The organism is Siphonobacter curvatus, from assembly GCF_002943425.1.
Lineage (GTDB): Bacteria > Bacteroidota > Bacteroidia > Cytophagales > Spirosomataceae > Siphonobacter > Siphonobacter curvatus.
This window is the reverse complement of the sequence record NZ_PTRA01000014.1, coordinates 1-3,769: the sequence shown is the minus strand read 5'-3', so window position 1 is coordinate 3,769 and position 3,769 is coordinate 1. Positions and strand designations below refer to the sequence as shown.

The window sequence follows — 3,769 nt, the reverse complement described above, 5'->3', positions numbered from 1 at the left end:
CGCAGAGTTTGACAACGTGCTTCTGATCTGTCCCAAAGACAAAGAACAGAAGGTCAAAGAGTTTGTCGCGGATGCTTCCAAGCGAGGCACTCATTTTGTATAAATTACTACCTAAACTTAAAAAGTAATTGGTACTTTTATTGCCTGTGAAGACTTTATATTAACTTTCACTCAACCGCCTAATGAAATTACTTTCTTCCTTTTCTAAAGGCATTTTTGCTTTTATCAGTATAATCAACTATACCTCAGGATTCAGCCAAACATTTAATCGTCCAGTTTATGATACTGTGACGACTCAAGGGATACGTTACCAAGCACAAGTTGGCGGCTTAGCTTCTACAAGCAATCAAACGCCTTTCTGGCTACGCTCTAATGAGTTTGGCACAATTCCATTAGAGTCGCCAGGGGGCATACTTAGTGTAGGGGCTACAGGTTTATGGGGTAATGCACAAAACATGAAAAAGCTTTATGCCAAAGCCAGCTTTGAAGCGGTGGGCAATGCCACTCGAAATTCCCGATTTATTCTTCCCGAAGCTTATGCCGCCGTGGGTTTAGGCCATGCTGAACTTTATGTAGGACGCCGCCGGGAGATTAACGGTCTCACCGATACTCTGTTGGGCTCAGGCTCTTATGCATATTCAGGTAATGCTGTCCCTATTACACAGATACGTATTGGTACAAAAGACTTTGCCCCGTTACACTTTACAAATGACATTATTGCATTTAATGGGTTTATCAGTCACGGATGGATTTCTAATACAGACTCTATGAAAAACGCCTATTTACATGCGAAAAGTTTATTTGTTAGAATTGGCAAACCTTCTTGGAAAGTACGCTTTTATGGTGGCATGGCTCAATATGTTCAGTGGGGAGGATATTCAAAATATTTAGATAATTCTTTCTCTAATAATGGTCATTTACCTTCTGATTGGAAAGCTTTTAAAAAAGCTTGGTGGCCAAGTGCATTAGGAGGAAATGATCTAGGAGGATTCACTAAGTTTGATTCACTTAATCGCTCAGGAAATCATTTAGGATCTATTGATATTGCCCTAGAAATCAGTTTGAAAAATTCCAACCTATTTTTCTACATCCAAAGGCCTTGGGATGATATGTCAGGAGTTGTCTTCGGCAATTTGCCCGATGGCGTATACGGAGTCCGCTGGCAAAATCATAATATTAATGACATAAAAAGCTTCCGTTTTAAACAAATTACGGCAGAATTTATGACTACTTTAGATCAAAGCGGTCCTTATGACGCTAAAACTTTGCCAAAAGGTGCAGATGACTATTTTAATAATTATCAATATATTGATGGTTGGACCAATGAAAAGCGCGTAATCGGTACTCCTTTTTTTACGCGTTGGATGGACTCTAATCCAAAGTGGCATAATTTGCCAGCCGGCCGAGTAAGACAGATGATTAGTAACAATAAAGTTCAACTCTTACATATAGGCTTACTAGGGCAATTTGCTTCCGGTATTAGTCTTCGGACATTGCTTTCCCAAAGCTGGAACTATGGCCGCCCAACTCGTCCAGACCCTATTAGCGTATTTAAACAATTCTCAGGATTAGTAGAAATAATCGTCCCCAGCAAAACATTAAGTGGCTTAGAATATAAAGCCAGTTTCGCCCTAGATGCAGGAGATTGGCTTCCTAATTCAATAGGCTTAATTCTAGGCATTAAGAAAACTGGCTGGTTTTAAATTTTCTTTTCTACCATAATATAAATAAATTTATATACTATTAATTAGTTAGAATAAAAATTAACCTTTAAAATTATTATGAACCTATTTATATAGGTATCATTAATAGATTATCGATTTACTGGAAGTTTGATAGCTTAGATTATCTATTCTAATTATATTTCTATGATTTTAACTCTATTTGTGAATCCTTAATATTAATCAAGAATAATTTTCTATAAAGTGTTTGAAAAGCTAGATATTATAACGCACAAGAAGCCGAAAACTTATTACAAGTTTATCCGCAATATCGTACTGTAGTGTTTCGCTTACAATTGGATGATGGAAAAGGCTCAGAACGTATACGTATTGCTGAGTGACATAGGCTAGTCGTATTTGGGCACGTGAAAATGTCTATATGAGGTAAGTGAAAAGGATGAGAATGACAACGAGATTGATGGACATATCGTGACCTACAACGCGACGGGTTCGATCATCAAGACGCCCAAAGAGCGTTTGGTGGCGGTCGAAGGTTTATCGGATTACATTGTCGCTGAGTTTAACAACGCACTCTTAATTTGTCCCAAGGACAAAGAGCAGAAGATGAAAGAGTTTGACAGCGATGCTTTGCTGTCAAGCGAGGGACTCACTTTATATAACTAAAAATGTTACTTTTCTTAACATATTAAGATGGCGTTTAGCTAATTATATTCTTAACTATTAGTAGTTCTTTTATCTGTACCTTTTCAACTTCAATATTATGAAAATTTATACTTTAAAGAAAAATTTATATTGTGAAGATATGATGTTTCATAAATTATCTTTAGTCAGTCGATGAGTTGACTAATCGATAACAATACCAGGCATTTTAATTATATCAATCGAATTTAATAAGCTTTTTCATCACCTTTGATCATCTTTTCTACCGTCCACCAGCAGATCTTGGCATCCAGCACCGCAGAACGTCTTTTGATATACCACTGATCCAGCTTCAAGCGATGCTCCATATCCTTCAGGCCCGCTTCTCCTCTGAGACCCCGGGTCTGAGCAAGGCCCGTAATCCCGGGTTTGACTAGATAACGCGTTGCAAAACCTGGCACCACATCCCAATACTGGGCATCGTGTTCCAGGGCATGCGGCCGAGGTCCTACAATGCTCATATCGCCTCGTAATACGTTTAAAAATTGCGGCATCTCATCTAGATTCGTTTTGCGAAGGAATTTACCAATCTTGGTGATGCGGGGATCATCAGCGGATGCTTGCTTGAAGGGCGCTACCTGGTTATGACGCATGGTGCGAAACTTCAGACAGCGGAAGCGGCGACCGTTGCGGCCCGTACGCCACTGCACAAAAAAGACAGGACCCGGTGAAGACAGTTTAACGAGTGCTCCGATGATAGGAATCATCCAGCTCAATACCGTCAACGCTACAAAACTGGACACCACTACATCAAAAAATCGCTTCCCTAAAGGTGTGTCCGAGCGTTTAGTCACTAGAATAGATGAAGTGGGACGACCTTCGTGGTCCGTTCGGTTCTTTTTCGCTTCCCCATAAGCCGTATCTAAGCGAAGGGTGTTTTCTGAGTATTTCATAACGTTTGGCGGATCTTTAGTTCGATAGAAGCTCTTAAGAATTAATTCTTAGCATAACGCTTAAGGATATACGAATCCCAGTCCCCGTCAAGCAATGCTTTGGGAATACAAAAAACGGATTAAGAAAATTACTTCTTCACTAATTGATACAATAGGCTATCATACTTGTTTCATGAAAGCTGGGGCAGTACTACGTAACTTCATTAGTTATTGCCATACATTCATAAGGGTGGGAGCAAGCAACCGAAGACTTAGCAATTAGTAGTTGGCGCTACTCTTCACTAGATATAATTTTCAATTGGTAAATTACTTTACTCTAAGGAAGGGTTATTCAAACTGGGAATACTTGGAGTGAGGTACTAGCCGCATTACGCTACTAGTACCAACCTTTCCTACTTAATCATTTAGTTTCTTTTTATCATCCCCGTAGTAGCCGTAGCTGTAACTGTAGTAATACGCTTCACCCTCGCCCACTCCGTTCAAGATGATGTTAAG

At 39.5% G+C, this 3,769-nt stretch carries 3 protein-coding genes; 2 read left to right on the top strand and 1 reads right to left on the bottom strand.

Annotated elements, in window-relative coordinates:
- Window positions 1–182 precede the first annotated feature (182 nt).
- On the top strand, window positions 183–1,703 hold the full coding sequence (locus C5O19_RS25765; RefSeq protein WP_104716246.1) for a capsule assembly Wzi family protein: 1,521 nt from the start codon (window positions 183–185) through the stop codon (window positions 1,701–1,703).
- Between the two features lie 447 nt (window positions 1,704–2,150).
- On the top strand, window positions 2,151–2,345 hold the full coding sequence (locus tag C5O19_RS25760; RefSeq protein ID WP_104716245.1) for a hypothetical protein: 195 nt from the start codon (window positions 2,151–2,153) through the stop codon (window positions 2,343–2,345).
- 224 nt (window positions 2,346–2,569) lie between these two features.
- Here C5O19_RS25760 and C5O19_RS25755 read toward each other — a convergent pair whose 3' ends face one another.
- A complete protein-coding gene (locus tag C5O19_RS25755) occupies window positions 2,570–3,274 on the bottom strand; it encodes a sugar transferase (RefSeq protein ID WP_104716244.1) in 705 nt (234 codons plus the stop codon).
- Window positions 3,275–3,769: the final 495 nt, after the last annotated feature.

Excerpts from the sequence above, each read along its gene's own strand:
- C5O19_RS25755 (WP_104716244.1), bottom strand. The coding sequence starts at position 3,274 with ATGAAATACTCAGAAAACACCCTTCGCTTAGATACGGCTTATGGGGAA.
- C5O19_RS25765 (WP_104716246.1), top strand. The coding sequence starts at position 183 with ATGAAATTACTTTCTTCCTTTTCTAAAGGCATTTTTGCTTTTATCAGT.